At 69.4% G+C, this 25,621-nt stretch carries 23 protein-coding genes; 10 read left to right on the top strand and 13 right to left on the bottom strand.

Annotation, left to right across the window (positions count from 1 at the left end):
• Nucleotides 1–7: 7 nt before the first annotated feature.
• On the bottom strand, nucleotides 8–1,408 hold the full coding sequence (locus ACP7BP_RS19720) for an NAD(P)H-quinone dehydrogenase (protein WP_426247148.1): 1,401 nt from the start codon (nucleotides 1,406–1,408) through the stop codon (nucleotides 8–10).
• 32 nt (nucleotides 1,409–1,440) lie between these two features.
• Nucleotides 1,441–2,844 (bottom strand): dihydrolipoyl dehydrogenase, encoded by a 1,404-nt coding sequence (gene lpdA / locus ACP7BP_RS19715; protein ID WP_426247146.1) that lies wholly within the window; start codon nucleotides 2,842–2,844, stop codon nucleotides 1,441–1,443.
• An 84-nt stretch (nucleotides 2,845–2,928) separates the two neighbouring features.
• Here lpdA and ACP7BP_RS19710 point away from each other — a divergent pair, with 84 nt between their 5' ends.
• The 5 genes from ACP7BP_RS19710 (at nucleotide 2,929) to ACP7BP_RS19690 (ending at nucleotide 9,518) form a co-directional block, all read left to right on the top strand.
• A complete protein-coding gene (locus ACP7BP_RS19710) occupies nucleotides 2,929–3,381 on the top strand; it encodes a gamma-glutamylcyclotransferase family protein (protein ID WP_426247144.1) in 453 nt (150 codons plus the stop codon).
• 119 nt (nucleotides 3,382–3,500) lie between these two features.
• A complete protein-coding gene (locus ACP7BP_RS19705; RefSeq protein WP_426247143.1) occupies nucleotides 3,501–5,795 on the top strand; it encodes an HAD-IB family hydrolase in 2,295 nt (764 codons plus the stop codon).
• A complete protein-coding gene (locus ACP7BP_RS19700; RefSeq protein WP_426247141.1) occupies nucleotides 5,792–7,006 on the top strand; it encodes a zinc-dependent alcohol dehydrogenase in 1,215 nt (404 codons plus the stop codon). The genes ACP7BP_RS19705 and ACP7BP_RS19700 overlap by 4 nt, the downstream gene beginning before the upstream one ends.
• Nucleotides 7,003–8,583: a lactate racemase domain-containing protein gene (locus ACP7BP_RS19695; RefSeq protein ID WP_426247139.1), complete on the top strand. Its 1,581-nt coding sequence runs from the start codon at nucleotides 7,003–7,005 to the stop codon at nucleotides 8,581–8,583. Before ACP7BP_RS19700 ends, ACP7BP_RS19695 begins: the two co-directional genes overlap by 4 nt.
• Nucleotides 8,580–9,518 (top strand): lysophospholipid acyltransferase family protein, encoded by a 939-nt coding sequence (locus tag ACP7BP_RS19690; protein ID WP_426247137.1) that lies wholly within the window; start codon nucleotides 8,580–8,582, stop codon nucleotides 9,516–9,518. The genes ACP7BP_RS19695 and ACP7BP_RS19690 overlap by 4 nt, the downstream gene beginning before the upstream one ends.
• A gap of 94 nt (nucleotides 9,519–9,612) precedes the next feature.
• Here the strand turns inward: ACP7BP_RS19690 and ACP7BP_RS19685 are convergent, their stop codons facing one another.
• The gene (locus ACP7BP_RS19685) at nucleotides 9,613–9,885 is read right to left on the bottom strand and encodes a hypothetical protein (RefSeq protein ID WP_426247135.1); all 273 of its coding nucleotides are present in this window, start codon (nucleotides 9,883–9,885) and stop codon (nucleotides 9,613–9,615) included.
• Nucleotides 9,886–9,897: 12 nt separating this feature from the next.
• On the opposite strand from ACP7BP_RS19685, the gene ACP7BP_RS19680 reads away from it, so the two are divergent.
• Nucleotides 9,898–10,731: an ornithine cyclodeaminase family protein gene (locus ACP7BP_RS19680; protein WP_426247133.1), complete on the top strand. Its 834-nt coding sequence runs from the start codon at nucleotides 9,898–9,900 to the stop codon at nucleotides 10,729–10,731.
• Between the two features lie 41 nt (nucleotides 10,732–10,772).
• Here the strand turns inward: ACP7BP_RS19680 and ACP7BP_RS19675 are convergent, their stop codons facing one another.
• The 4 genes from ACP7BP_RS19675 to ACP7BP_RS19660 all read right to left on the bottom strand — a co-directional run bounded on the left by ACP7BP_RS19675 (nucleotide 10,773) and on the right by ACP7BP_RS19660 (nucleotide 16,081).
• Nucleotides 10,773–11,885 (bottom strand): amidohydrolase family protein, encoded by a 1,113-nt coding sequence (locus ACP7BP_RS19675; RefSeq protein WP_426247131.1) that lies wholly within the window; start codon nucleotides 11,883–11,885, stop codon nucleotides 10,773–10,775.
• 83 nt (nucleotides 11,886–11,968) lie between these two features.
• Nucleotides 11,969–12,970: an ABC transporter substrate-binding protein gene (locus ACP7BP_RS19670; RefSeq protein ID WP_426247129.1), complete on the bottom strand. Its 1,002-nt coding sequence runs from the start codon at nucleotides 12,968–12,970 to the stop codon at nucleotides 11,969–11,971.
• A 562-nt stretch (nucleotides 12,971–13,532) separates the two neighbouring features.
• Complete coding sequence (locus ACP7BP_RS19665) at nucleotides 13,533–14,765, bottom strand: hypothetical protein (protein ID WP_426247127.1); 1,233 nt, start codon at nucleotides 14,763–14,765, stop codon at nucleotides 13,533–13,535.
• Nucleotides 14,762–16,081 (bottom strand): DUF2252 domain-containing protein, encoded by a 1,320-nt coding sequence (locus ACP7BP_RS19660; RefSeq protein WP_426247126.1) that lies wholly within the window; start codon nucleotides 16,079–16,081, stop codon nucleotides 14,762–14,764. Before ACP7BP_RS19660 ends, ACP7BP_RS19665 begins: the two co-directional genes overlap by 4 nt.
• Before the next feature lie 53 nt (nucleotides 16,082–16,134).
• Here ACP7BP_RS19660 and ACP7BP_RS19655 point away from each other — a divergent pair, with 53 nt between their 5' ends.
• Together ACP7BP_RS19655 and ACP7BP_RS19650 are read left to right on the top strand one after the other, a co-directional pair.
• Nucleotides 16,135–16,944, top strand: coding sequence for a purine-nucleoside phosphorylase (locus tag ACP7BP_RS19655; protein WP_426247124.1), 810 nt, complete (start codon nucleotides 16,135–16,137; stop codon nucleotides 16,942–16,944).
• Entirely contained in the window at nucleotides 16,944–17,732 is a 789-nt protein-coding gene (locus ACP7BP_RS19650) for an NAD-dependent epimerase/dehydratase family protein (RefSeq protein ID WP_426247122.1), read from the top strand. Before ACP7BP_RS19655 ends, ACP7BP_RS19650 begins: the two co-directional genes overlap by 1 nt.
• Before the next feature lie 406 nt (nucleotides 17,733–18,138).
• Here the strand turns inward: ACP7BP_RS19650 and ACP7BP_RS19645 are convergent, their stop codons facing one another.
• The 4 genes from ACP7BP_RS19645 to ACP7BP_RS19630 form a co-directional block, all read right to left on the bottom strand.
• The gene (locus tag ACP7BP_RS19645; RefSeq protein WP_426247120.1) at nucleotides 18,139–18,654 is read right to left on the bottom strand and encodes a hypothetical protein; all 516 of its coding nucleotides are present in this window, start codon (nucleotides 18,652–18,654) and stop codon (nucleotides 18,139–18,141) included.
• Entirely contained in the window at nucleotides 18,651–19,037 is a 387-nt protein-coding gene (locus ACP7BP_RS19640) for a hypothetical protein (protein WP_426247119.1), read from the bottom strand. Before ACP7BP_RS19640 ends, ACP7BP_RS19645 begins: the two co-directional genes overlap by 4 nt.
• Nucleotides 19,030–19,422 (bottom strand): type II toxin-antitoxin system RelE/ParE family toxin, encoded by a 393-nt coding sequence (locus ACP7BP_RS19635; protein WP_426247117.1) that lies wholly within the window; start codon nucleotides 19,420–19,422, stop codon nucleotides 19,030–19,032. The genes ACP7BP_RS19640 and ACP7BP_RS19635 overlap by 8 nt, the downstream gene beginning before the upstream one ends.
• Nucleotides 19,423–19,823: 401 nt before the next feature.
• Entirely contained in the window at nucleotides 19,824–20,285 is a 462-nt protein-coding gene (locus tag ACP7BP_RS19630) for a hypothetical protein (protein WP_426247115.1), read from the bottom strand.
• Between ACP7BP_RS19630 and ACP7BP_RS19625 the strand changes: the two genes are divergently transcribed.
• Complete coding sequence (locus ACP7BP_RS19625) at nucleotides 20,262–20,975, top strand: hypothetical protein (protein ID WP_426247113.1); 714 nt, start codon at nucleotides 20,262–20,264, stop codon at nucleotides 20,973–20,975. The genes ACP7BP_RS19630 and ACP7BP_RS19625 overlap by 24 nt on opposite strands.
• A gap of 687 nt (nucleotides 20,976–21,662) precedes the next feature.
• On the opposite strand, the gene ACP7BP_RS19620 is transcribed toward ACP7BP_RS19625, so the two are convergent.
• Both ACP7BP_RS19620 and ACP7BP_RS19615 read right to left on the bottom strand, forming a co-directional pair.
• Nucleotides 21,663–22,862: a DUF5677 domain-containing protein gene (locus tag ACP7BP_RS19620; RefSeq protein WP_426247111.1), complete on the bottom strand. Its 1,200-nt coding sequence runs from the start codon at nucleotides 22,860–22,862 to the stop codon at nucleotides 21,663–21,665.
• Nucleotides 22,863–23,316: 454 nt separating this feature from the next.
• Nucleotides 23,317–23,721: a MarR family winged helix-turn-helix transcriptional regulator gene (locus ACP7BP_RS19615; RefSeq protein ID WP_426247110.1), complete on the bottom strand. Its 405-nt coding sequence runs from the start codon at nucleotides 23,719–23,721 to the stop codon at nucleotides 23,317–23,319.
• On the opposite strand from ACP7BP_RS19615, the gene ACP7BP_RS19610 reads away from it, so the two are divergent.
• Nucleotides 23,606–25,354, top strand: a complete 1,749-nt coding sequence (locus ACP7BP_RS19610) for an MFS transporter (protein ID WP_426247108.1) — start codon at nucleotides 23,606–23,608, stop codon at nucleotides 25,352–25,354. The two genes, ACP7BP_RS19615 and ACP7BP_RS19610, sit on opposite strands and share 116 nt — an antisense overlap.
• Nucleotides 25,355–25,621: the final 267 nt, after the last annotated feature.

Here is a 25,621-nt window from a genome sequence, read left to right as displayed (position 1 = left end):
AGGCGGATCAGACGTGGTGGAGCCGGCGGGCCGCCTCGGCGATGGAGCCGCTCAGCGAGGGGTAGACCGTGAAGGCCTGGGCGAGCTGGTCGGCGGTCAGCGACTCCGCGACCGCGATCGAGACCGGATGGATCAGCTCGGACGCGCGCGGGCCGACCACCACCCCGCCGACCACGATGCCAGTGCCGGGGCGGCAGAAGAGCTTCACGAAGCCGTCGCGCACGCCCTGCATCTTGGCGCGCGGGTTGCCGGCCAGCGGCAGCATGACCGTCTCGCTGAGGATCTCCCCCGCTTCGACCGCCTGCTGCGACCACCCCACCGTGGCGATCTCGGGCGCGGTGAAGACGTTGGAGGAGACCTTCTTCAGGTCCAGCGGGGCGACGGCGTCGCCCAGGAAGTGCCACATCGCGATGCGCCCCTGCATGGCCGCGACGGAGGCGAGCATGAGCACGCCGGTGCAGTCGCCCGCGGCGTAGACCCCGCGCGCGGAGGTGCGCGAGACCCGGTCGACCACGATGAAGCCACCCTCGTCGAGCTGGACGCCGCTCTCCTCGAGGCCGAGGTCGGCAGTGTTGGGCACCGAGCCCAGAGCCAGGATGCAGTGCGAGCCCTGCACGCTCCGGCCGTCGGTCAGGGTGACCGTCACGGTGTCGCCCTCGCGCGACACCGACTCCATCCGCGACTTCTTGAGCACGTTCATGCCGCGGCGGGTCGAGACCTCCTCCAGCACCGCCGACGCGTCGGCGTCCTCGCCGGGCAGCACCCGGTCGCGCGATGACACCAGCGTGACGTCGATGCCCAGCGCCAGGTAGGCGGAGGCGAACTCAGCGCCCGTGACGCCCGAGCCGACCACGATCAGGCTCTCCGGCACCTCGGGGATGTCGTAGACCTGCTCCCAGGTCAGGATCCGCTCGCCGTCCGGCTGCGCGGACGGCATCGTGCGCGGGGCGGCGCCGGTCGCGAGGAGCACGGCATCGGCCTCGAGGGTCTCCTCGCCGCCATCGGCCAGGGAGACCTGCACCCGGTCGGGGCCGGCCAGCCGGCCCCGGCCGCGGACGACCCGGACGCCCTCCTTCTCGAGACGGCGCGCGATGTCGGCGGACTGGTCGGCGGCAAGCTGCTTGACGCGGGCGTTGATCCGGCCCAGGTCGACCTGGATCGTGGTGGCGGTGTCGCCCTCGTGGTCGTGGAAGTTGACCCCGAGCTCGGCGGCCGAGGCGACCTCGGTCATCAGCTCGGCGGTGGCGATGAGGGTCTTGCTCGGCACGCAGTCGGTGAGCACCGCCGAGCCGCCGATCCCGTCGCTGTCGACGACGGTGACCCGAGCGCCGAGCTGGGCCGCGACCAGGGCGGACTCGTAGCCGCCCGGGCCGCCGCCGACGATGACGACGTGGTGGTCTGTGCTCATTGGGGGCTCATCTTGGGCTCATCTCGCACTCATCACAGGTTGATCATGTGGCCGGCGATCCCCTCGACCGCTTCCTTCATGGCCTCCGACAGCGTCGGGTGGGCGAAGACGTTGCGGGCCACCTCGTCGGCCGTGAGGTCCCACTGCTGGGCCAGCGTGAGGGCGGGCAGCAGCTCGGTGACCTCCGGGCCGATCATGTGCGCGCCCAGGATCTCGTTGTAGGTGGCGTCCGCGACGATCTTCACGAAGCCGACGCCCTCGGCCATGCCGCGCGCCTTGCCGTTGGCGGAGAACGGGAACGACGAGACCTTCACGTCGTACCCCTTCTCCTTGGCCTGCGCCTCGGAGTAGCCGAACGACGCGATCTGCGGCTGGCAGAACGTCGCGCGCGGGATCATGTCGAAGTTGATCTCGACGGTCTCGGCGTCGGCGATGGTCTCGGCGGCGACCACCCCCATCGCCTCGGCGGTGTGGGCGAGCATCAGCTTGCCCGTGACGTCGCCGATGGCGTAGACGCCCTCGACGTTGGTGCGCCCGCGGGCGTCGACGGCGATGGCGCCGCGGTCGGTGAGCTCCACGCCCGCGGCCTCGAGGCCGAAGCCCTCGACCCGGGGGGCGAAGCCGAACGCGGCGAGCATCTTGTCGGCCTCCAGCACCTGCTGGTCGCCGCCGGCCGCCGGGCTGACCGTGACCTTCACGCCCGAGCCGGTGTCCTCGACGCCGTCGACCTTCGTCGACAGCAGCACCTTCACGCCGAGCTTCTTGTACTGCTTGAGCAGCTCCTTCGACACGTCGGCGTCCTCGGTGGGCACCATCCGGTCGAGGAACTCCACGATGGTCACGTCGACGCCGAAGTTCTTCATCACGTAGGCGAACTCCACGCCGATGGCGCCGGAGCCGCCGATGATGACCGAGCCGGGCAGTCCGGCGTCGAGGATCTGCTCCTCGTAGGTCACCACGTTGTCGCTGACGCTCATGCCGGGCAGCATCCGGACGGTGGCGCCGGTGGCCAGGATCAGGTTGTCGCAGGAGTACGACGAGGTGGAGCCGTCGTCGCTCTTGACGTCGAGCGACTTCGGCCCGGTGAGGGTGCCCCAGCCGTCGATCTCGGTGATCTTGTTCTTCTTCATCAGGAAGTGCACGCCCTTGGCGCTGGCGTCGGCCACGCTGCGGCTGCGCTGGTGCGAGACCGCGAAGTCCATCGTCGGCTCACCGGAGATGCCGAAGGTCTTCGCCTCGGAGGTGATGATGTGCGCGATCTCGGCGTTGCGCAGCAGCGCCTTGGACGGGATGCACCCGACGTTGAGGCAGACGCCGCCCCAGTACTTGCGCTCGACCACGGCCACGGACTTGCCGAGCTGCGAGGCGCGGATCGCGGCGACGTACCCACCGGGTCCGGCGCCGAGGACGATGACATCGAAGTGGGATTCGCTCACCGCCCCAGCCTATTGCCCCGTGGTAGCCCCCGGCGAGCCGGTCGGCACGCGCCGCGACGACCCGCGGGCCGATACCCTCACCCCGTGACGCTCTACGCCGCCTACGGGACGAACCTCGACCCCGCGCGCATGGGCGAGCGCTGCCCGCACTCACCGCTGCGCACCACCGGCTGGATGACCGGCTGGCGGCTCACGTTCGGCGGCGAGGACCTCGGCTGGGACGGCGCGCTGCCGACGATCGTCGAGGACCCGATCGACCAGGTCTTCGTCGCGGTGTACGACGTCACGCCGGAGGACGAGACCTCCCTGGACGGGTGGGAGAGCGCCGACACCGGGCTCTACCGCAAGACCAAGGTGCGCGTCTCGACGCTGACCGGCGAGCTGCTGGTGTGGGCCTACGTCCTCGACGCCTACGAGGGCGGGCTGCCGTCCGCCTCGCTGCTCGGCCTGCTGGCCGACGCCGCCGAGGCGGCGGACGCACCGGCCGACTACGTCGCTGCGCTGCGGCGGCGCAACTGCCGCTCGACCGGTCTCTGAGGCCCTCCACCCGGCGGCAACGCTCGACGCGTCTTTACGGCGGCTGGTAGACAAGCCCGACAAGGCGGGCACCGGCAGGAGCCCGAAGGGACCTTGACGGCCTGGAAGGAGCGCGGAGCGTGCCTCAGGCAGCCGAGCGGCAGCGCCGGATCGCGGAGCGGTTGGCCGGCCAGCACGTCCTGCTCACGGGCGTGACCGGCTTCGTCGGCGAGGCCCTGCTGGAGCTGCTGCTCGCCGAGGCCCCCGACACCACCCTGACCCTGCTCGTGCGGGCCAAGGACTCGACCAGTGGCACGGACCGGGTGACCGCCCTGCTCGGCAAGCCGGTCTTCGCGCAGAGCGTCGACCGGGCCGGAGGCGTCGAGGCGCTGCTGCGCAGCCGGGTGCGGGTGCTCGAGGGCGACCTGGCCGAGGTGCCCGCGCTCCCTGGCGACCTCGACGCGGTCGTGCACTGCGCCGGCGACGTCTCCTTCGACCCGCCCGTCGACGAGGGCTTCCGCACCAACGTGGTCGGCACCCGCGCCCTGCTCGAGCGGGTCCGCGAGGTCGGCGACCAGGTCCACTACGTGCACGTCTCCACGGCGTACGTCGCGGGCCGTCGGCGGGGCGCGATCCCCGAGGAGCCGGTCGCCCACGACGTCGACCTCGAGGCCGAGCTGGCCTGGGGCCTGGCCCAGCGGCGCGTGGTCGAGCACACCTCACGCTCCGCCGACCACCTGGCCCGCTCCCGCGCCCGTGCGGAGCGGCGGCACGGCCGGGCCGGGCTGATCACCGCAGCCGCGGCGACGGAGGAGGACCGCAGGACCTGGGTCACCCGGCAGCTCGTCCGGATCGGCACCGAGCGCGCCCGCTCGCTCGGCTGGACCGACTGCTACACCTTCACCAAGGCGCTGGGCGAGCGGGTGGTGGAGGGACACGCCGGCCGGGCCCCGGTCACGATCGTGCGGCCGAGCATCATCGAGTCGGCGCTCCGCAGGCCCTACCCGGGCTGGATCGAGGGCTTCAAGATGGCCGAGCCGCTGATCCTCGCCTACGGCCGGGGCGAGCTGCCGGAGTTCCCCGCGGCGGGCGACACCATCGTCGACATCGTCCCCGTCGACCACGTGGTCGCCGCGATCGCCGCGGCGGTGGCTCACCCCCCGGAGCCGGGCGCGCCGTCGTACCTCCACGTCTGCTCGGGGTCGCGCAACCCGCTCACGTTCCGCTGTCTCTACGAGAGCGTCCGCGCCTACTTCGACGAGCACCCCTTCGAGGTGGGCGACCGCGGGGCGGCCCGGCTGCCCGACTGGCGCTTCCCCGGCGCCCAGTCCGTGGAGCGGCTGCTCGCCACGAGCGAGCGTGCGCACCGGGCCGCCGACTACCTCGTCGGGCACGCGCCCCGGTCGGACCGGGCGCGCGACCTCGCCCGCAAGCTCGACCGGCAGGGCCGGCGGCTGGAGTTCCTGCGCCGCTACCTCGACCTCTACCGCGAGTACGCCGAGGCGGAGCTCCGCTTCGACGACGGGCACACCCGGGCCCTGCTCGACCGCCTGCACCCCGACGACCGTGCCGCGTTCGGCTTCGACGTCGACGACATCGACTGGGACCACTACCTCCGCGAGGTGCACTGTCCCGCGGTCACCGCACCGATCCGCGACCTCGACGAGCTGCGCCGGGCGCGTCCCAAGGGCGCCGCCGGCACCCTCGGGCCGGTCCAGCCGGGCGAGCAGCGCACGGCGGCCTTCTTCGACATGGACGGCACGCTGCTCTCGTCCAACGCCATCGAGACCTACCTGTGGATGCGGCTCCAGGAGCTGTCCCCCGCCGAGCGACTCGGGGAGCTGGGCCGGATCGCCGCGCGGGTGCCGGGCCTGGTGCGGGCCGAGCGCCGCGAGCGGAGCGCCTTCCTGCGGTCGATCTACCGCGAGTACGCCGGGGCCCGGCTGGCCGACCTCGACACCGTCGTCGACGAGGTCCTCACCGACCACGTCCTCGCGCGGCTCGCCCCGGCCGCCGTACGCCGGATCCGCGAGCACCGCGCGGCCGGCCACACCACGGTGCTCATCACCGGGGCGATCCGCCCGCTGACCCGGCCGCTGGTCCCCCTCTTCGACCACATCGAGGCCGCCGACCTCGCCGTCGACGACCGGGGCACCTGCACCGGCTTCCTCGCGGCGTCGCCGCTGGTGGGCGAGTCGAGGGCGGCATGGATGCGCCAGTGGTCGGCGACCCACGGGATCGACCTGGCGGCCAGCTACGGCTACGCCGACAGCCACTCCGACCTCCCGCTGCTGGCCGCGGTCGGGAACCCCGTCGCCGTGCGCCCCGACGTCTCCCTGTCCCGGCACGCCCGGCGGCACCACTGGCCGACCGTCGACTGGGCGAGCCCGAGCGCCGCCGCCCGGCCGGTCAACCCCGCGGGAGTACGCCGATGATGCTGGCCCTGCAGATGTACCGCTCCCTCCCCCGGCACCTGGCCGGACGCGCCGTCGGCGACCGGCTGCCGGGCATCCTCTCGGGGTTCGCGGCTCCCCTGCGGCTGGTCACCATCGACGAGCCGAGCGTCGACCGGCCGGGCTGGGCCCGGCTTCGCAGCCGGCTCTCCGGGGTGTGCGGCTCCGACCTCGGGGCGCTGTCGGGCCGGACCAGCCTCTACTTCTCCGGCCTGGTCTCGATGCCGTTCGTCCCGGGTCACGAGGTGGTCGCCGACCTGGTCGAGGACTGCGAGGACCTCGCCGCCGGCACCCGGGTGGTGGTCGACCCGGTGCTGGCGTGCGCCGCCCGCGGGGTCGAGCCGTGCGAGGCGTGCGCCACGGGCGCGACCAACAGGTGCGCGCGGATCACGGTCGGTCACCTCCCGCCCGGCCTGCAGACGGGCTTCTGTGCCGGCACGGGCGGCGGCTGGGGCGAGGTCCTGGCAGCCCACCGCAGCCAGCTGCATCCCGTCCCCGAGGGCTACTCCGACGAGCAGGCGATCCTGATCGAGCCGATGGCGTGCGCCGTCCACGCCGCGCTGCGCGCCCGGGTCGAGGAGAACGCCCGGGTGCTGGTGAGCGGCGCGGGATCCGTGGGCCTGCTCACCACCCTCGCCCTGCGCAGCCTCACCGGCGCCGGCGAGATCACCGTGGTCGCCAAGCACGCGCACCAGCGCGAGCTGGCGCTCCAACTCGGCGCCACCGAGGTGGTGGCACCCGGCGAGGCACTCCGCCGGCTGCGCCGGTCCACCGGTGCCTTCCAGGTCAAGCCGGAGCACTCGTCGCCGTACCTGCTCGGCGGGGTGGACGTGGCCGTCGACGCCGTGGGCAGCAGGCAGTCCATGGAGACGGCCCTGCACGCCACCCGCGCGGGAGGCCGGGTCGTGCTGTCGGGGATGCCGGCGGCCGCCGACCTCTCGGCGGCGTGGTTCCGCGAGCTCGAGGTGGTCGGCTCCTACTCCTCCGCGCAGCGCGAGCACGACGGCCGCGGCGCCTTCGACATCGCGACCGAGCTCGTCGCCGGCGACGCGGTCGGCCGGCTGGCCAAGTCAGTGGCGTGCTACCCGCTGCACCGGTGGCGGGAGGCGCTCGACCACGCCCATGGCGCCGGCCGGCTCGGCACCGTCAAAGTGGCATTCGACCCGAGGAGACAAGGGGTGAGCCGACCATGAGCCGACCAGGCTTCGTGCTCGAGGTGGACGACCGGACCCCGCCGCTGGTGGTCCACGAGGGCCAGGGATTCCGGCTGGAGACCTTCCCGCTGGGCACCCGGGTGATCTACCCGCCCGAGTCGCTGCCCGGGATCGCCGACGTCGACGCGGCGATCCAGGAGGCGCTGCTGCACCCGGTCGACGCCGACCCGCTGCCGGCCAAGCTGCGGCCGGGCATGCGTCTCACCATCGCCTTCGACGACGTGTCGCTGCCGCTGCCGCCCATGCGCGCACCCGACATCCGGCAGCGCATCATCGAGGCCGTACTCACCATGGCCGCCGACGCCGGCGTCGACGACGTGCAGATCGTCGCCGCCAACGCGCTGCACCGGCGGATGACCGACGCCGAGCTGCGGCACATCGTCGGCGAGCGGGTCTTCCGCTCGTTCCATCCCCAGGGCGCGCTCACCAACCACGACGCCGAGGACCGCGACAACCTGCTCCACGTCGGCCAGACCGACCGGGGCGAGGACGTCGAGATCAACCGCCGGGCCGCGGAGTCGGACCTGCTGGTCTACGTCAACGTCAACCTCGTCGCCATGGACGGCGGGCACAAGTCCGTGCCGATCGGGCTCGCGTCGTACAAGAGCCTGCGGCACCACCACAACGCCAAGACCATGGTCCGCTCGCACTCCTTCATGGACCACACGAAGTCGCACCTGCACCTCTCGGCCTGGCGGATGGGGCGGCTCCTCAAGGAGCACCTCGACATCTTCCAGATCGAGACGACCCTCAACAACGACGTCTTCCCAGCGCCCTACGACTTCCTGATGAAGCGCGAGTGGGAGTGGGGCGTCCGTGACCAGGCCTCGATGCTGGGCGTACGCCGCGGCCTGGCCGCCGCGCCCCGGCGGCTCAAGCACAAGCTCTTCCACGACATCCGGGCGCCGTACGGCCTGACAGGCGTCCACGCCGGTGACACCGAGGCGGTGCACGAGCGCACCATCGCCGCCGTGCACCGGCAGCAGCTCGTCGAGGTGAAGGGGCAGAGCGACGTGCTCGTGATGGGAGTCCCCTACCTCGGGCCCTACAACGTGAGCTCCTCGATGAACCCGGTCCTGGCCACCTGCATGGGGCTGGGCTACTACTTCAACTCCTACCGCGGCCAGCCCGTGGTTCGTCGCGGCGGGGCGGTGATCCTCTACCACCCGCTGAACGAGGGCTTCGACCAGCTGCACCACCCCAGCTACGTCGACTTCTACGACGAGATCCTGGCCGAGTCGACCGACCCGGCGGTGATCGAGGCGAAGTACGAGGAGCAGTTCGCCACCGACCCGTGGTACATCCACCTCTACCGCACCTCCCACGCCTACCACGGCGTCCACCCGTTCTACATGTGGTACTGGGCGGCGCACGCCATGGACCACGTCGACGACGTGGTGTGGGTCGGCGCCGACCGGAAGGTCGCCCAGCGACTGGGCTTCCGGGCGGCGTCCACGCTCGCCGACGCGCTGGAGATGGTGTCGGGCACCGTGGGCACCAGCCCGTCGATCTCCTACCTGCACAACCCGCCCCACCTGATCGCGGACCTGTCGTGAACTGGCTTCGCGACGGTGTCGCCGACGTGCGCACGGTCGCCGACGGCTGGCGCTGGGGACGGCGGTCCCAGGTGCCTCGGTCGGCCGAGGCCTTCGTGCCTCCGGCGCGTACGACGGTCTTCCGCACCGCCTGGGCCCGCCGCCCGGCGGCCCGCGTGGCGCGCGAGGTGGCGCAGAGGGCCGGGCTCGAGCCGCTGTTCCGCTCGCAGGTGCGCACCCACGTCGAGGGGCTGGACGTGCTCGAACGCCTGGAGGGGCCGGTCATCTTCGTGGCCAACCACGCGAGCCACCTGGACACCCCGCTGATCCTGCTGTCCCTGCCCGACGAGTGGCGCAGGCGGACCGCCGTCGCGGCGGCCGCCGACTACTTCTTCGACACCTGGTGGCGGGCCGTCGGGTCGGCGGTGGTCTTCAACACCTTCCCGATCGAGCGGCGGGGCGGCACCATGGCCACCACGCCGGACGAGGTGCTCGCCGACGGCTGGTGCCTGGTCATCTTCCCCGAGGGCACCCGGTCGCCCGACGGCTTCGTGGGCAAGTTCCAGCTGGGTGCTGCCCACCTCGCGGTGAAGAACGGGGTGCCGGTGGTGCCGATCGCGCACCGCGGCACGTTCGCGGCCATGCCCCGCGGACAGAGCTGGCCCAGCCCCGGTCGGCGCCGCCTCACCGTGCGCTTCGGGGACCCGGTGCGCCCGCAGCCGGGCGAGTCGGCCCGCGACCTCGCGCCCCGGATCAGGCAGGCCGTCGCCACCCTCCTCGACGAGGAGCAGAGCACCTGGTGGGAGGCGCGGAGGCGGCAGGCGGCTGGCAGCACTCCGGACCCCGCCGGACCCGACCTGGCCCGGTGGCGGCGGGTGTGGGAGCAGACGGCCCCGGTCGCCGATCCGGGCGCGGCCGGCCGGACTCGCGCCTGGGCTGGTCGACGCCGTTCCTGATCCCCGGCCGTCCGGGAACCATGGACGGCCGGCGCGGTTGCGAGGCGGGATCCGTCAGACTGTCTGCGCGATTCGCCCGGCGCGAGCTGGCGCCTCAGGCGGATGAACCGGTGGGAAGGGAATCAGCATGGTCTTGCTGCTGACTGCAGAGGAGCTGCATGGACTCATCACCTTCGAGGAGGCAATCGCCGCCCTTGAACATGCGTGTCGAGATTGGGCGGATGATCCGGCTCTGTGTGAGCCCCGGCACCGGGTCTTCGCCCCGAGCGGGGTGCGTGCGACAGTCCACCAGGGGGCAGCGCCCTCGGCCAACGGGACCGGCCTGGCCGTCCATGCCGAGCTGTTGAAGTTCGATGACGATGGTCATCAGACGTACTCGATGCTCGGAAGCCCCGTCAGGGTCAGCTACAACCTGGAGACGGCCGAGCTCGACGCGATCATCGTCGGTGAGCCGTACTCGCCGGAGTTTCCCACCACCCATGCCAACTTCGGCATCGCAACTGCGGCCGCCAGCATGGTGGGCACGAAGTTGCTCGCCAAGAGAGACACCCCCCTCGTCGGAGTCTTGGGATCCGGGAACCAGGCCCGACTCCACGTGGCGGCGCTCACTGCCGTTCGTCGCATCCAGGACGTGAAGGTCTACAGCCGGAACCCCGATCGTGCTGCTGCCTTCGCGGCCGAGACCTCCGAGGCGCTGGGTCTCAGGGTGACAGCAGTCTCGGGAGCGGAGGAGGCAGTGGCGCACAGCGACGTGGTGATCTGCGCGACCAACGCGAGCACGCCCGTCCTGGACGGGTCCTGGCTGAGTCCTGGTGCGCACGTCGTGTCACTCGTCACCGGCGACTCTGGCCTTCAGACCAGAGGGCACGTGAGTAGGAAGCGTCGCGAGCTGGACGACGAGACGCTCCGGCGGGCGGATGTGATCGGCACCAGCTCGGTGCTCCAAGTCGACCTGGATCGAGGTGCTGACCTGTACGACTCGCGGGAGAAGGGCCTCTTCCCCGCGGAGAAGCTGGTGGACCTCGGTCACCTGATGCGGGGCGAGCATCCTGGTCGCGTCAACGACGCCCAGATCACCGTCTTCAAGAACTCGGCCCTGTACGGCAGCGGGGACCAGGCCATCACCCGCCTGCTGATCGACAAGGCACGCTCCCGCGGGCTGGGTACGAGAATCAACACGAGCCCGGGAACGTCCCCCGCCGAGTCTCGCTGAGGCGGGCGGCCCCGCCTGCGCTCAACCCACGGACGCCCGGGTCACGAGCAGCAGCCGGGATCGTCCTCCCCGGGGCGCGGCGCCTCGGATGCCGCAGCGCTCCACGCGGTCCGCCAGCGCGGCTCCCACTCCTCCACCTGCGCCATCGTCTCCTCGGCGCTCCAGTCGGAAAGCCCGGCGAAGCGCGCCCAGTTGCCGCCGAGCATGTGGGCCATGTCGGCACGCCCGACCGGCATCCCACCGTCCGCGGCGTCGTTGACCAGCGCGAACTTCGGAAGCACCTCCGCGGGTGCGCCACCGCCCGGGTAGTCGCTCGCCCAGCAGATGCGCGACCACGGGCAGTCGAGCTGGCGCGCCCTCTGCAGGAAGCCGTAGATGTCCGCCTGCGCGACCTTGCGGATGAAGTAGCTGACGTCCAGGTAGAGGTTCTCGTGACGGCCGACGATGGACAGGGTGTCGTCCACCCACGGGAACCCCGCATGACACACCAGGATCCTGAGGTCGGGCAGCCGGCGGGCCACCTCGTCGAGCCCGCCGGGCTTCCCGTAGGCGAGCACGGTGTCGCGCGCCGGGGTGAGCCCCATGTGCACCATGACCGGGATGTCGAGGGCCATCGCATGCTCGAGGACCGGCATCGACAGCTCGACGTCGTCCACGGCGTAGTGGTCGTACATCGGGTAGATCTTCAGTCCGGTGAGCCCGAGCTCGCCGACGGACCGGCTCAGCTCCTCCTTGGCCGCCTCGACACCCCGGTACCTCGGGTTCACCGCAGCCATCCCGAGCAGGGAGTCATAGGTGCGGGTGAGGGCGGCGATGTAGTCGTTGGCCCGGTCGATGGAAGGGGGCCCGGGGACGTCGGTCGCCCCCGTGAGGTCGACCGACCCCCTCATGCCGTACTCCGTGTAGTCGGAGGGGGCGACCGACAGGATCACCGACACGTCGACACCGACCGCGCGGTGGTCCTCGAGCAGCCGGGTCGGCTCGACCGGCTCCCACCCGCCGCCGGCCTTGTCCCAGTCCTCTTCCGTGGCGGGTCGGTCGCTGGGGAGGAGGCCGGCGGTGCGCATCCCCGCCCCCCGCATCTCCTTGATGAACCGCTCGTGCCCAGGGGGCAGGGCAGTGCCGAGGACGTGGTTGTGAGGGTCGATGATCATCCGCGCGCCTTCCCGGTCACGTCGTCAGCGGGGAGCTTGGAGTCGATGGGCATGGATCTCCTCCTCGAGGAAGGGTCGCTCCGCTACTTGCTCGGCAGCAGCCCGAAGTCGAGGGCCTCGTCGAAGGGCAGGATGTCGGACTCCTTGTAGAGGCCGAGGTCGACCAGCACGTCGGTGGTGCTCTGGTAGTCCTTCTCCTCGACGGTCAGGCCGGGCGGCACCATGTCGAGCGTGAAGCTGACGGCGTCGGCGAGGACGTCGTCCGAGACCGCGAAGTCGCTGTCGCTCATGGCGTCGACGGCGAAGCCGGCGTCGGCCTCCGACTTGTCGTAGGCCGTGCTCAGCCCCTCGAGGAAGCCCTTCATCGTCGCCTCGTGGTCGGAGGCCCAGTCGGGCTTGGCGAGCGCTGTGATGGAGAGGAAGGAGAAGTCCGGGGACCAGACGGTGGTGTAGCCCTTGTCCAGGAGATCCGCCAGCGTCGGCTGCAGGACCATGCCTGCCGCCACCTGACCCTGCTGGAGGGCGGCGATCGCCGTCGTCCCCGCCCCGACTCCGAGCACCTGCATGCTGTCGTAGGCCACGCCGGCGTCGGCCGCCGCCTTCTTCAGCTCGGTGTCGGACAGGCTCCCTGGCGAGGTGATCCCGACCTTCTCGCCCTCCAGGTCGTCGATGGAGTCCACCGTCGAGTCAGGCGGCGCAACCAGGACGTACGGCATCCGGTTCTCGAGCACCGCGTACGCCTTGAGGTCCAGGTCCTGGGCGCGCAGGGAGAGGGGGTACTCGATGGACCCGATGACGACGTCGACGCTGCCGCCGATCAGGGCCTGGACCATCTCGGAGCCGCCGTCGAAGCAGGTGGACTTGACGGAGAGCCCCTCAGGGAAGGTCTTGGCCGCCATCGCGACCTGCGGGATGAGGGGGGTCACGCCACCGCACACCAGCCCCAGGCGGACCTCGCCGAGATCGGTGCCACCGCCGGCGGACTCGTCGTCGCCCTCACCCGAGCTTCCGCACGCCGCCAGGAGCAGCGTGAGACCTACCGCGACGACCGAGAAGGAGAACCTGCGTGACAACCTTCGGGACATGTGTGCAACTCCTTGGAAATTGGCTGGATTGAAGCAGTCCTGGGCTCGGTAGCCAGGACCTCGATCGCGAGGACCCACGAGTGTCCAGCTGGGCTTGCGCGTCGCGATGACGACATCGCCGTGCCCTCCGACAGCTCGGCGGAGGTCGAGCTGTCGGTGACAACCGACGATCAGCCGGGTGTCACGGGCGGTGTCCTGGGCGGGAGACGCGCAGGAACACCAGGTGGGCGGACAGCTGTCCCGCCGGGAGGTGGCGAGCCTCGTTGGGAAGCAGCGCCGTCGCGCGCGGACACGCTTCCGGGTGTCATCGGCTCAGCGCTCCGGGGTAGGCGACCCGAGGTCGTCCGCGCGTGGTGGTGCACGGCGACGCCCGGTCCACTTCGCACTCAGGCCGCCGTCGAGAGCGAGGGGGTCGAGGACCCGATGCTTGCGGGCATCCCACCGGTTCCGAGACTCGCCGTTTCCGGCATGAATCCTCCTAGCCCCAAACCGTCGGACGTCTGACGTCCGATGATGCACGTGAACCACGTCACACGCAAGGGTCAGTCCAGGCCGGCGGCGGTCAACCCCGACTGACCTTCATCGACTCGAGCACCATCATCAGCTCGCCTGCCTGCGGGCCCCAGCCTCCCGGCAGGACCGGCCACGAGACCCGGACGCCGCCGGCCTGCACGACATGCGTCTCCTTGGGCGAGCCGTCGTTGAACGCCGTGAAGACGAGCGACTCCGCCCGCAGCCCGCCGGGTCCCGGCACGTCGCCGTCGTACTCCAGGTCGCTGGTGGCGTCGTCACCCCCGTCGGCCTCGAACCTCTTCTCCGACTCGTAGGCGTCGCGCAACGGAGCGTCGACGTCGGCGGAGACGGTCAGCCTCTCCAGCTCGGCCTGCAGTGGCCGCTGGCGCGACAGCGAGCACGTGCGCCCGCTGGTGAGCCGCTCGGGAGCCCAGAACGTCACGATGGCCGACCGGTGTCCTCGCGGGCCGGCACAGGACGCCCTCCGATAGCCCGTCGGCGGCGGCCCGGTCGTGACCGGCCCGAACTTGATGGCCTCGTACGTCGGCTCCTGCGGCATCACCTCGTCGGAGCGCGCGTCCGGGTCGCCGTCGCCGGCGGCCGGTGAGCGCACGGCCAGGCTGGCCTGCACGTCGCGCCACAGCCGGCTCGCGTCGCGCTCCTCGGTCGGCCTCCGGCCGACCGGCGCGAGCCAGGTGAGGCGCACGCCGTCGGCCTGGAGGGCGACCACGTCGTAGGCGCCGATGCCGGGCACGCGGAGGCGGTAGGTCGCCCGCTCCCCCGCACGACCCGAGAGCACGCGCACGTCGTCCTCCACGCTGTGCGGCGCATCCTGCGACGCGAGGTGTGGCAGCGCTGCGCGCAAGGACTGCCGGGCCGGGATGGTCACCTCGAACACGTCGCGGCCCTTCACCCGCAAGGAGTCGATGCCCCTGCCGACGATGAAGGCGCACGTCGGCAGGTACCTCGCCGCGTCGTCCCCCTCGAGCGTCGCGGCGGGAAGGTCCTGCGGGAACGGGTCCACCCGGTAGGCGACCGGCACGACGATCGAGGCCACGCGCGTCGCGACGGCGTCGGTCCCGTCGGTCTCGTCCGACGCGGCCTCGGCCGTGCAGGGCTGCAGCACGGAGTGGCCGTCGATCACCTGGGTGCGCTCCGGCTCCCGGAGCGCGACCACGACCGCGCCGGCCGGACGGTTGCCTTCGTCGTGCCTGCTGCAGCCGACCAGCGACCCGACCAGCAGGGCCGAGACGAGGAGAGGCGCAAGCCGACGACGCGTCACGTGGCGCTGATGCCGATCTCTCCCTCACGGAAGGCATCCACGAAGAGCGCGTGGTCCTCACGCACCCGCGTCGCGTACGCGAGACCCCAGTCGACGACGTACTCGGTGAAGGCCTTGCGCCGGCCTTCCAGCGCCTGCCCGATGACCTCCTCGACCTGGAAGTCGACGAGGTCCTGGCTGCTGTCCTCGTCGGAGGCGCAGTGAATCTTCGCCGTCGCCCGGCCCAGCTGGTCGACCACGGTCGCGATCTCGTCGGGCTCGTTGAGGCCGCCCCAGTCGAGATCCACCTCGTACGGCGACACCTCCGCGACGACGTACCCCACCCCGTCGAGGCTGGTGTGCCCCAGCAGCGGGTCGGTGTGCACCTGCAGGGCTCGCTGGCTGACCACGGTGCGGTGCCCCTCGTGCTCGAAGTAGCCGTCCACCGCGGCCGAGTCGACGAAGCGGCCCAGCGCGGGCACGTTCGCCTGCTTCATCGAGAGCACCACGTCGTTGTCGAGCGCCTGGCTGTAGCCCTCGACGAGCAGGTTGTACGCCGGGAGGCCGGCGCTCCCGATGCCGAACCCGGACTTGCCCACCACGTCGCGGAGCTCGTAGAACAGGTCGCGGTCGAAGCGCTTCGACTCCGGAATGGTCTCCAGGTAGCCCTCGAAGGCGGCCACCACCTTCGCCCGCTCTGCCTTGCCGAGCGGGCGGACCGAGGCGTCGCCAGCGAAGCGGCGTACGCCGCCCTCGAGCATGGTCATGCCGTCCAGGAGGTCGGCCCGGCGGATCTGCCGGGCCAGCACCAGCGCCTCCAGCACCGCGCCGGTGCTGTTGTCGAGGTGGAGGGCGAAGTCGTCGTCGTCGGCGCTGTCGCGGTAGTGGTTGATCTGGAGGAGGTAGGCGCGGACGTAGCGCGCGATGAGCTGCCGCACGGTGGCCTCGGGCAGCGCCTTCTGCCAGCCGACGAGCGCCAGGCTCGCCGCGAACCGCTGGAGGTCCCAGGTGTAGTGGCCCAGGTAGGCCTCGTCGAAGTCGTTGACGTCGAAGACCAGCCGGCCGTCGGAGTTGAGGTAGGTGCCGAAGTTCTCCACGTGCAGGTCGCCGTGGATCCAGATCCGCGAGCAGCGGTCGTCGACGTAGTCGTCGGGCTCCTCGCTGACGTCGGCGTAGAACACGCACGCCGACCCGCGGTAGAACGCGTGCGGGTCGGCGGCCATCTTGCGGTACTTCGCCCGGAACGCGACCGGGTCGGCTTCCATCAGGGGTGCGAAGGCCTGGTCGAGCGACCTCACGATCAGCTCTGTGCGCGCACGGGTGTCGGCATCGGTCACGCAGCCGAGCCTATGTTGGGCGATCGACCCTGTCCGGTCCTAGAGTCGCGCTCGTGACCGCCACCACCGCCACCTCCCCGTCCGAGCTCGCCACCGAGGCCGCCCGCGTCCTCGCCGACCTGACCGGCGTCGAGCGCCACGACGTCGCTCTCGTGCTCGGCTCCGGGTGGCTGCCCGCCGTGGACGCCCTGGGCGAGGCCACGGCCGACATCGCAACCACCGACCTGCCCGGCTTCTCGGCCGCCGCGGTGGCCGGCCACAGCGGACGGATCCGCAGCGTGCGGGCGGGCGGGAAGAACCTGCTGGTGTTCCTCAGCCGCACCCACTTCTACGAGGGCAAGGGCGTGCGCGCCGTCGTGCACCCGGTGCGGACCGCTGCCGCGGCAGGCTGCCGCGCGATCGTGCTGACCAACGGCTGCGGCGGGCTCAAGGAGACCTGGTCGCCCGGAACGCCGGTCCTGATCAGCGACCACATCAACCTGACCGCGACCTCCCCGATCGAAGGGGCCAACTTCGTCGACCTGACCGACCTCTACTCCAGCCGGCTTCGCGCGCTCTGCAAGGAGGCCGACGCCAGCCTCGACGAAGGTGTCTACGTGCAGTTCCCCGGTCCGCACTACGAGACGCCGGCCGAGATCGGCATGGTGCGCGCGATCGGCGGGCACCTCGTCGGCATGAGCACCACGCTCGAGGCGATCGCCGCGCGCGAGGCCGGCATGGAGGTGCTGGGCATCAGCCTGGTCACCAACCTCGCGGCCGGGATCAGCGGCGAGCCCCTCGACCACGCCGAGGTGCTGGCGGCCGGCAAGGCCGCCGCCAGCCGGATGGGCGACCTGCTCGGCAGCGTCGTCCCCCTCATCTGATGCGCGTCCTGCTCACCGGGGCCGGCGGCAGCATCGGCCGGGTGCTGTGCGAGGGCCTCGCCGACCGCGGTCACGAGGTCGTCGGGCTGGACCTGGTGCCCGCGCCCGAGGGAGTCACCGGTGCCTGGCACGTCGCCGACTGTGCCGACCCCGACGCGGTCGCGGCCGTCTTCGACGAGGAGCGCATCGACGCGGTCGCGCACTTCGCCGGCATCCCCGAGGAGCGCGGGCTCCCCGAGTCGCTCACCTCCCACGTGGTCACCACCGCAGCGCTGCTCGACGCGATGGTCGAGCACCGCGTCACCCGGATCGTCTTCGCCTCCTCCAACCACGCCGTCGGCCGCACGCCCAGGCAGCACCTGCTCACGATCGACGAGCGGCCACGCCCAGACACCTTCTACGGCGTCGGCAAGGTTGCCGCGGAAGCGCTGCTCAGCCTCTACGCCGACCGCTACGCCATCGACGCGGTCAGCTGCCGGATCGGGTCGTTCACCGAGACCCCGCAGGACACCCGCGCCCTGTCGACGTGGCTCTCCCCCGACGACTGCGTGCGGATGGTCGAGGCCGCGCTCACCGCGCCCGCCCCCGGCTATGCGGTGCTCTACGGCATCAGCGCCAACACCCGCGCCTGGTGGGACCTCGAGCCCGGCCGCCGGCTGGGCTACCAGCCCCTCGACGACGCCGAGCAGTACGCCGCCTCCGTGCCGGCCGCCGAGGGCGACCAGGACGCTGCCGCGCACGTGGGCGGCGCCTTCGCCGGGCGCTCCGTCGAGCGCCCGGCCTTCTGAGGGACCGGGACAGGTAGCCGCCTCGATCGGGATGGCTGCCCCGAGGTGGGCTGGCGGGCTTAGCTCAGCAGAGGTGAAGGTGACCCACACCGCCCACAATGACGCGGCTGGCTGGGGTGGCCTGTCCGGCCAGCTGGACTCCGACGTCGCGACTTGGTTCGTGTTCAGATTGGCCGATGGCGACGGGCTAGCGGCCGCCCATCCGATCGCGGTAGTGCCAGCTCGGATCACGCGTCTGCGCGTCAGCGGGGCCGCTTAACGGAAAACGAGGGATTGGCGCTCACGGTTCGACCTTGGAACCCGCACCGCTCTGGGGTGGCACGAACCAAGCTCCAGATGCCCCAGGGCGAACTGATGAACCAGAACTTTCCGATGCCTCAATCAGGGAGCGACCGCTACCTGCCCGCTAGGTGTCTTCCGCTGATTCCAGGTCTATAACCTCGTCGTCAGGGTGAGCGGTAGGCGGGAGAATCGTATCGAGCGTGAAAGGCGGGTAGCCGAGCCTGCTTGTCGCGCTTTGAACCGTCTCCCGAGCATAGGGATGAACGTGCATGACGCCGAGCGCGAATGCAAACGCTTCCAACTCATCAGCCGAAAAGTCTGGCAATAACTCTTCACTGTTGTTGCGCTCGAAGTTCGCAATCAACTCGAGTTGCAGACCCCATGCTTTAGACGATTCATAGTCAGAGTCGGCCTGCCCCGCGGTCGCGTCCACTATGTAACGGATCCAGCACTCCACGGCTTGCCGATTGCGCGGAACACCTCGGAAGGAGATTCCCGTCGAGACTTCGAATGGTCCAGCCAAAAGGACGTCTGAGCTGTCACAGCTAAGTGACTTGAGACGTATGTCCTCAATGTGCACGTGGTCGAGAACCCGTTGCGCCATCGTGCGGAGATTGGCGACGCTGACTTGCCGCGTCACGCCGCGCCACTGTGGCCGGCAATGCCTCGGATCGCTACCCCCGTCTGGGTGTAACGCAGGTCCTCAGCCGGCCAGTCCATTGTGCGACGAGAAGCAATGGCGGGGCGTCGATCAGCTGGAGCTGCAATGGGCCGAAGGTTGATCTCGGCCTCAAACCCAAGCTCGTGAGCCATCGCCGCGAGAGAACGCAGGGTGAGGTTGCGGCTACCACTTATGCGTTGGCTGAGCTCGGCGGGCTTGATGTTCAGTCGTCCCGCAAGGTCCTTTTTCACAGTCCCAGTCCGCTCGATCGCCATGGAGAGCCTCTCTGCGACCTTCACAACCAGGCGCTCCTCGGCGAGAACGCGCCGCTCCTCAGGACCGTCGGTCCACCAGTTACTCACTGCCGCCTCCTGTGGCGAATACATCTCGTGCTCTCTTGGCCTCTTTGGCCACCTTGCGATCCTTCGGCTTCTTGCAGCCATGGGTGGCGTACCAAGACGTTCCCAGTCGGATCAGATAGAGCCTCCAGCCCGGCCCGTGGTCGACCTTGATCTCGTAGACCTTCGGGCTACCGGGCACGTTGAGGACCCTCATGAAGTCAGGGGTGCGCAGCGTGCCTGTCTGCGACAACGCGTCGAAGCGTGCCCTGAACTGTGCCCGCGCTCGGAGTTCGAGGGACTGGAGAAATTCTTCCGCAGGACATGACCCATCCTCCACCTTGACAGCCCAGATAGCCCCCCTTGGACCTGCTGGATGCAGCTCCTCACACGAAGGGACTTTAGACATAACTTAATCCCTCCGTGTGGGTTTTTCAAGATGCGAGACGAGAGCCACGCCACATCAGCGAGCGCCCGGGGACGCACAGCGTAGATCACAGTGCCGGGGTCTTCCTGTACACCCGCAGGTGTTGTTGTTCGAGGGTCGCGGCCACCGTCGATTGACCCGATCAACTCGCTGAACGAGCGCACGATGGTCAAGCCTGAATCAGCGCCGGCCGTCGTGCACCTAGCTGGCAGCCTCACGCCAGCGAGGCGTGCTCGTAGGCAAACCATCGCAGCTCCCTCACCCTCAGTCGCCCACATCGCCGCCTACGACGGTCAAGCCGCAAAGGGGCGTTGGTCCGGCGTGGCCGTGCTCGGTGCCCCGTGAAGCCGGGCTCCCCTCCCCTGCTTTCGCACACACGTCGGCTAAGGAGCAAGATCCGTCCCGTCGGGCATGGTGACGAACGGCTTCGCCACGAATGGGTTGAAGTCGTACTGGCGCACGCATGTGTCTTCATGACGTCGTTGCCTGGCGGCTTCTCTGAAGTGCGCTGGCTCCTCAGGCATGAGGTCGAAGCCCCTGAGGGCGTGCTCCGGCGCAATCACGGCCTTCGCGTCTTCGAAGTTCGGCTGCCCGAACCCACGAAGGATCGAACATCCGTCGTTCGTCATCACGGCGGCGAGGAAGAACGGTGCGTCTAGGGTGCGGGTGTGGCCAAACCGACCTGCTTCATCGTGATGCCTGTCACAACGCACGAGGCCGACGCTGAGCGTTTCGCCGACCCGGATCACTGGCAGCACGTACGCGAGACCCTTTTCGTGCCAGCCATCGAGCACGCAGAGTTCGAGCCGATCCTGCCGATCATGAGCGGGGCCGAACTCATCCACGCCAGCATCATCCGCCACCTGGAGACGTCGGACATGGTGTTGTGCGACCTGAGTTCTCACAACCCGAACGTATTCTTCGAGCTCGGTGTGCGCACTTCCCTCAATCTACCGATCGCGCTCGTGCGGGACGAGTTCACGACGTTGCCGTTCGACACAAGCAGCATCAATACGGCCACATACCGGTCTGCACTGCATGGCTGGAACACGACAGAGGATGTCACACAGCTCGCAGCGCATATTCGATCGAGTTACGAGTCGTGCGACGGGTCTAACCCTCTTTGGCAGGCATTCGGGCTCCGCATACGTGCCTCCGAGGCGGTGGCTGATCAGGGTGAGGACAGTGATCCTCGGGTCGATCTGTTGCTGCAAGAGATGACCTCCTTGCGAAAGGAGCTCGCAGTGCTGGGTACGCAAGTCGGCCAGGACTCATCATTGCCCCGCCGGGAGCGGGAGTTCCTGCTCCTGTCTGCCAACAGTGGGGAGGCCTCGGCCAAGCTCAATGAGTTCATGAAGGCCGCATCGGTCTTTTCGACTGACAGCGACGACGATCTTCATTGGTACTTTGCGCCCGGGGATAGTTCCACAGCCTTCGTTCCGAATCACCAGTTGGAGAGCGTCCCGCTGGCCAGCCGACGGGCCTTACTCCAGATGGCGAAGGACCGGAACGTCGGGATCGCAAGGCTTCCCTGATCGACCAACTGGAGAGCGAGGGGCGGAGCCTCCAACGAACCCGCCCAACACCACGCTCGGAAAATGAGGTCATAGCGACGGTCGAAAAACGAGGCCACCAAGACAGCTCGGCTGCGTGAACTTGTAAGGATCGGGGGTCTGATTCGGCTGGTTGCGGACGGTGTTCTGCAGTGTCAGTTCCCGCGGGACCTGGGTGTGGGGGGCGACGGTGGCGCGGGCGTTGGGCTCCCGCCGAGATATGAGCGTGCGGGGTGCCGACGGCGGGCACGACGTTCGAGCCGTTGGTGGCCCAGTGGTGAAGGACGCCCCGGACGTGCCGGCCCTAGCGTTAGTCCCTCGCAACATGGGAAGTTCGACCTGCCGCCCAACACCCTCGAAGCAATCCGCAACATCGTGAGTGCCTGTGGGCCAAGCGCGGCCACTCCGCCCAACCAGACCATTGCCGAGACCAATCCCTCGGATGTGAGCAATTCCGCTGCAGATGAAGACGAAGAGCAGGGTGGCGAGGAGGAGCACTTGCCCGGGGTCCGTCCCACTCCGCACGCCTCCAGGAAGGCTTCTCGCTACCCGAGATGCGTGACTCCGCCGCCAGCCGGGCACCTCTTCATGGCGATGACAGGGGCCTTCGGCTGAGCAGATCGAGATCCCTGGGCGCGTCAGTGGCAGGAACGCTTAGTCGTCGGGCACCTAGTTGTCTGAGGGCGGGTCGCCACGGGATCTGTGGACCGTCCAGCCGTTGATCATGGCACCCTCCTCGACGACCTCTCCTGTGATCCAATCCATGTCAGGAGTCATGACGATCAGCGGCATGGTCCCGGTGGGAATCGAGCGCTTAGACCAGTCCGGCCACAGCGAGATGGGTCCGACCTCCATGGCGGCCCAGCCACCCTCCGTGAACTCCCCACCGCCCTCGACATACGCCTCTCGAACAGGCAACAGCCATTCCGCGACCTCTTTCGCGTACGGATCGGGAGAAGCCGGGAGCCACGCCGATGGCATTTCTGAGGAGTGGATGTACCACCTGGTCTTGCCGCGCGCGGAGAAGGCGAGATACGCGACCACCTCGGCTTTGTCTGTGATGCCCCGAGTGGCCGTTTGCGCTGCCTTCCAGACGGCGTTCCCGTGCAGCGTTACCAGATGTTTGACAGCGCTTCCGGGGCTGTTGGCGTCGAAGCCGGGGTATTTGTCCTCCAGATGCACAAGAAGTTGTAGGTACGCCTCAACACCGGTCGCCAACGCCAGAGGTACGAGTGCTGGGACCCTTCCAGCCGCGTAGGTGGCTACGTCAGAATCGTGAAGTCGGAATTGACCGATGGCGCCGGCCGAGCTTCCGTGGGCCACCGCCGAACCGACTCGATAGAGGTCGTACAGGTCTCCACGTCCTGAGGCGGCGGCGCGGTCATACAAGTTGGCTGTGTGCCATTGGCGGGCGAAGCTCGCTCCGTACCGCTCCAGGGATTCCTCCCATTTCGACCGTGCGGCGTTCGCGGCCCTTCGGGCGGCACGGATCACGGTGCGCCGCGGACCGGTGTCCAACATTGGGGCCTCTGGCGCATCGGCGAGGAGGATTGGCCCTTGGTCGAGATGTGCGAGGTAGCGCTCCGCGGCCTCCTCGGAAGTGATCACGCTGTGGATGTTGACGGCGTGCTCGATCAGGCTGCGCGCGCTCCGCATCGCGGCGCGCCCGCTCCCGCGCTCGACCTCGTCAATGAGGTCGAAGACATCGCTGATTGCCAGCGTCGCGATGAGCCTGACCGCCCTGTGATACTCGGGACCAGAGATCAATCGTTGTACGACAAGCGCTTGCAGGACTCGTGCTGTCTCCGCTGCCTGGGCGAAGTCAGGATCAAGCTCGGCAAGGATCTCGGTGTATTTCGGCGCTGGCATCTGGTTAGTCTCACCGACTGTGCGCAGGCATGAGGTGATTTCGTCACACACGCTCGGAGCGAGAAAAAGCGTGGCACAGCCACCGAAACGACCGCTCACGGCGCGGTCGCAAGGTGCCCCATTCCGCCGCGTTCGCCCGCACTTCAAGAGCGCCAGATGCGATCGCCGGTACCAGGCTCAAGACATGAGGGTTCGGTTCATGTGGGCGCTCGTGTCTCGAAGTCCGGCTGGCCGCGAGCCTCGACCGGATGTTCGGCCGGTGGGGGGATCTCGGTGTTGCCCGATGGTGAGCAGGTGCGCGAGCACGGCGGGCACCCATGGCTGCTGCAGCGAGGTCCGGCCGCCAAGCGGCGTACTGCGTGTCGGTGACCGCGGAGCCGATCTCGAAACGCACCGCGGGCCGACCGTCGTGCGTGAAGACGACTCCGGGCTTGACCGAACTCGCAGCGAACCGTCAGCTCGACCGCTCGGCAGCCCGAGTGTAGGCCTCGGAGAACGTCACAAGGTTGTCCATGAATCGCTTCGCCTCGGCCACCGGCACGGCCGAGAGTCCCTCCTCGAGGACGGCCATGACGAAGCGCATGTCGCCGGCGAACAGGTCGTACCCCTCGTCTGTCGGGGTCAGCGTCCGCGCGCCCCCGCCGGCCTGTTCGGCCCGTTCGAGGTAGCCGGCCTTCAGGGCGGCGTTGGCCTGCCGGTTGACGGTCGACTGCTCGAGTCCGAGCTCCTCGGAGATCTCCTTCATGGTGCGGGGACCCTCCTCTACGAGGAGCCAGATCAAACGCAGGTCGGCCGTATTTAGTTGGGCCCGGCTTTCGACCGCTCGGCGCCCGCGCTCGAGCCGGGCCGTGGCAACCACGAGGTCCCAGATTGGCGATGCCCTCAGTGCCTGCGTGACGTGTCGCACACTCGCTCCCGCTGTGCTCGCCCGACGTTTGTATGTAGTCTACATGCGCCCGTGTGTAACTTACACACTCCCGAGTTCAGAAAGATCCACTCCTGTGAACACCAGCTCCCCCGCAGGGGAAGCACCGGTAGAGGTTGTCAACTCCCGGTTCTCGCCCACCGTCATCACCTTGGTGCTGTGCCTCGGCAGCCTCTGCGGTGCGCTGATGCAGTCGCTAGTCATCCCGATCCAGTCCGAGCTGCCGCAGCTCTTGGGCACCAGCGCCGCCAACACCTCGTGGGCCATCACTGCGACCCTGCTCGCCGCCGCCATCGCCATGCCCGTCACCGGCCGCCTCGCCGACATGTATGGCAAGAAGAAGATCATGGTCGCGTCGGCCGCGATCCTGGTCCTCGGGTCGGTGGTCGCGGCGCTGTCCAGCACCATCGCGCCGTTCCTCGTCGGCCGTGCCCTGCAGGGCATCGCGATGGGCTACATCCCGGTCGCGATCAGCATGGTGCGCGAGACCGCTGCGCCCGAGAAGCGCGCCGGTGCCGTCGCCGCCGTCTCAGCCACGCTCGGCGTGGGCGGCGCCCTCGGTCTCCCGCTGTCCGCGTGGATCGCTGAGAACTACTCGTGGCACGCCCTCTTCTGGGTCTCCTCCGCCATCGCTGCGGTCGTCCTGGTGCTCACCGCGGTGGTCGTCCCGAACGTTCACGACGCCCATCCGGCTCACATCGACGTGGTCGGCATCATCGGCCTCGCGGTCGGTCTGTCCTCGTTCCTGATCGGCGTGTCGAAGGGCTCGACGTGGGGCTGGAGCGACGGCAAGACCCTGAGCGCGATCGTCGGCGGCATCGTCGTCCTCCTCGCCTGGGGTTGGTACGAGCTGCGCCACCACGACCCGCTGGTCGACCTGCGCACCACGAGCCGCCGTCCGGTGCTCTTCACCAACTTGGCCGCGCTACTCATCGGCTTCGGCATGATGGCCCAGGCCATCGTTGTCCCGCAGCTGCTGCAGATGCCCACGGCCACCGGCTACGGGCTGGGCCAGACGATCCTTGAGGCCGGCCTCTGGATGGCTCCCGGCGGTCTGATGATGCTGCTCTTCGCCCCGGTCTCCGCGAAGATGATGACCACGATCGGCGCCCGAATCACGCTCTCGGTGGGTGCCCTCGTCACCGGCTGCGGCTACATCGTCGCCGTCTTTCTGATGGACGCCCCGTGGCAGCTGATGCTCGCCTCGATCGTCGCTTCTGCCGGTGTCGGCATCGGCTACGCCGCCATGCCGACTCTGATCATGGACAACGTCCCTGTCGAGGAGGCCGGCTCGAGCGTGGGCCTGAACGGCCTCATGCGGTCGGTCGGCACCACGGTCGCGGGCGCCGTGATGGCGGCCATCCTCACCAGCAAGACCATGGAGCTCACGCCCGGCGTGACGATCCCCGACCACGACGCCTTCAAGATCTGCTTCTTCGTCGGAGCCTGCGCCGCCATCGGCGGCGCGCTGATCGCCCTGCTGGTCCCGCGTCAGCGACTGCGTGCACTGGCCAGGGAGGCTGCCGCGACCTCGGCCGCCGACAGGCGTTGGCCCGCGAGCGCCTGACCCGCAGCGGCCGCTGGCATGGCGCCCATCTGAGCCCGCCGTCGGCCATGAGACCGACGGTGGGCTGTCGGCTTCCTTCCGTGGTCATGGCCTGCGAGGGCATCGAGCCTATAACCACGATCGCTCGCGTGATGCGACTCAGGGACTACCTGCCGACCCGCACGTTCGAGCTCGTCGTGCACACCGCAGATCTGAGGACGCCGCTGGAGATGCCGCCGGATGCGCCTGGGACCTCTGCGCTAGGCACTCGAGCTGGTTGCTCAACTC

Source organism: Nocardioides sp. LHG3406-4 (assembly GCF_049897745.1).
Taxonomy (GTDB): Bacteria; Actinomycetota; Actinomycetes; order Propionibacteriales; family Nocardioidaceae; genus Nocardioides.
Note: the sequence above shows the minus strand (reverse complement) of the source record. Positions and strands in the feature narration are given on the sequence as shown.

Excerpts from the sequence above, each read along its gene's own strand:
- ACP7BP_RS19675 (WP_426247131.1), bottom strand. The coding sequence starts at position 11,885 with ATGATCATCGACCCTCACAACCACGTCCTCGGCACTGCCCTGCCCCCT.
- ACP7BP_RS19700 (WP_426247141.1), top strand. The coding sequence starts at position 5,792 with ATGATGCTGGCCCTGCAGATGTACCGCTCCCTCCCCCGGCACCTGGCC.
- ACP7BP_RS19635 (WP_426247117.1), bottom strand. The coding sequence starts at position 19,422 with ATGTCTAAAGTCCCTTCGTGTGAGGAGCTGCATCCAGCAGGTCCAAGG.
- ACP7BP_RS19680 (WP_426247133.1), top strand. The coding sequence starts at position 9,898 with ATGCTCGGAAGCCCCGTCAGGGTCAGCTACAACCTGGAGACGGCCGAG.
- ACP7BP_RS19625 (WP_426247113.1), top strand. The coding sequence starts at position 20,262 with ATGAGCGGGGCCGAACTCATCCACGCCAGCATCATCCGCCACCTGGAG.
- ACP7BP_RS19720 (WP_426247148.1), bottom strand. The coding sequence starts at position 1,408 with ATGAGCACAGACCACCACGTCGTCATCGTCGGCGGCGGCCCGGGCGGC.
- ACP7BP_RS19620 (WP_426247111.1), bottom strand. The coding sequence starts at position 22,862 with ATGCCAGCGCCGAAATACACCGAGATCCTTGCCGAGCTTGATCCTGAC.
- ACP7BP_RS19695 (WP_426247139.1), top strand. The coding sequence starts at position 7,003 with ATGAGCCGACCAGGCTTCGTGCTCGAGGTGGACGACCGGACCCCGCCG.
- ACP7BP_RS19670 (WP_426247129.1), bottom strand. The coding sequence starts at position 12,970 with ATGTCCCGAAGGTTGTCACGCAGGTTCTCCTTCTCGGTCGTCGCGGTA.
- ACP7BP_RS19685 (WP_426247135.1), bottom strand. The coding sequence starts at position 9,885 with ATGACCATCGTCATCGAACTTCAACAGCTCGGCATGGACGGCCAGGCC.
- ACP7BP_RS19610 (WP_426247108.1), top strand. The coding sequence starts at position 23,606 with ATGGTGCGGGGACCCTCCTCTACGAGGAGCCAGATCAAACGCAGGTCG.
- ACP7BP_RS19650 (WP_426247122.1), top strand. The coding sequence starts at position 16,944 with ATGCGCGTCCTGCTCACCGGGGCCGGCGGCAGCATCGGCCGGGTGCTG.